This window comes from Halalkalibacter hemicellulosilyticusJCM 9152 (assembly GCF_000513115.1).
Classification (GTDB): Bacteria; Bacillota; Bacilli; order Bacillales; family Bacillaceae_D; genus Halalkalibacter; species Halalkalibacter hemicellulosilyticus.
The window spans coordinates 1-1775 of the sequence record NZ_BAUU01000085.1 but is presented as its reverse complement, the minus strand read 5'-3'; the positions used below and the strand labels follow the sequence as shown (position 1 = coordinate 1775).

1 pseudogene is annotated in these 1775 nt (G+C 42.5%); it reads left to right on the top strand.

Annotated elements, in window-relative coordinates:
• Positions 1 to 123 precede the first annotated feature (123 nt).
• Positions 124 to 1395: pseudogene (locus JCM9152_RS20935) on the top strand (IS110 family RNA-guided transposase); the annotation flags it as partial.
• Positions 1396 to 1775 lie beyond the last annotated feature (380 nt).

Sequence of the window (1775 nt, the reverse complement as noted above, 5' to 3'; positions counted from 1 at the left end):
AAGGAGCATTCCTGTTAGAAGGTTTTTCGGGGACTTGAACAAAAAAGAGCCCTCTTGGTATGATACGGGGTGTCAAATCTGGACGAATTGACCCCTAATTTAGTAACCAAGGAGGACTCCACAATGGATTTTAAACAAAATCAGAAAATAAATCAAGTCACTGAAGAAACCCTCGTTGTCGGAATCGACATCGCAAAGCGTACACATTTCGCCTGCTTTGTTGACGACCGTGGACGGATACTCCAGAAATCATTCTCTATTACACAGTCACATCAAGGGTTTGAGTCATTTTATGATCGAATTCTCAAAGCATTAAGAGAACATGAAAAAACAGAAGTGCTAGTAGGAATTGAACCAACTGGTCATTATTGGTTAAACTTAGCCTATTTTCTAGAAGAACGAGGCATTCCACTTGTTATGACCAATCCGATGCACGTCAAACGTTCAAAGGAGTTGGATGACAATCTACCCACGAAACATGATCGTAAAGACGCGCTTGTGATCGCTAGACTATTAAAAGACGGACGATTTAGTTATCCACGTATTCTAAAAGATGTGGAAGCTGAACTTCGAGTCGGATCAACGTTTAGAAGTAAGTTGACCGAGGAATTGGGCGCTGTCAAAAACATGATGATTCGCTGGTTAGACCGCTATTTTCCAGAATTCACACAAGTATTTCCGTCATTCGGAAAGATGGCTTTGGCCGTACTAGAATGTACACCATTTCCGAGTGATCTCTACCAAATGCAACCCGATGAATTACTTGTGATGTATCGACAAGTAGAGGGGATGAAATCTCCCCAGAAACCGAAAGCTGTGCGTCTCATTGAAGTCGCAGCTCACTCGATTGGAATAACAGAAGGACGTAAGATGGCCCGTTTTGAAATTGCCACACTCGTTCGACGTTATCATCAGTTAGAACAAGAAATTGAATGCATCACCCAGCACTTAGTTGAACTAGTAAAAACGTCAGTAGAATATGAATGGCTCTCAACGGTTCAAGGTCTTGGAGACACAACCATCGTTGATCTACTAGCTGAAATCGGTAGTTTTTCACACTATGAAGATCCACGCCAACTTATTAAACTCGCGGGACTCACATTGCGTGAAAATTCGTCTGGACAGCACAAAGGTCAAAAACGTATCTCTAAACGAGGCAGAAGGAAGCTACGCGCGCTCCTGTTTCGAGTCATGATGCCAATGATCCGTCATAACGAAGCCTTTCGTAAACTACATGAATATTACACAAATCGTACAGTCAACCCGTTACGAAAGAAACAATCAATTGTGGTCCTTTGCGGAAAACTACTAAAAGTATTACATGGAATCAGTACGAAGCATAAAGCGTTCGATGCACAACGAATGATGAGGGATGTTCCTAGTCTCGCAGAGGCTATGTATCTGCATTTTCTTGAGCGAACTAGACAATTGGATGACACGGAGAAGCTGGCACTATTTTCACCATTCGACCTAGAGTCCCTAAAGGAGCTTCGCTAGCCTCTGCCTTATGACTAGACCGAACGAAGGAATGTAGCACACAGATGCCCAGAGACATGGAGGGTACGTCATCATAAGCTACGCAGAGATCCATGGTGCATCGTATATTTCTTCAACGCTACTTACATTAATATCCAGTAGCGACCGCGTAGCGCACCCATAGATTGGTATAGTTTCACATAATTTTAAATTACTGTTAGAGGTCGTGTCGAAAAATATTTTTTTGGCACCTCGCAAACGGGTCAAACCGTTGATATATCAATATTTATAGAGGGAGG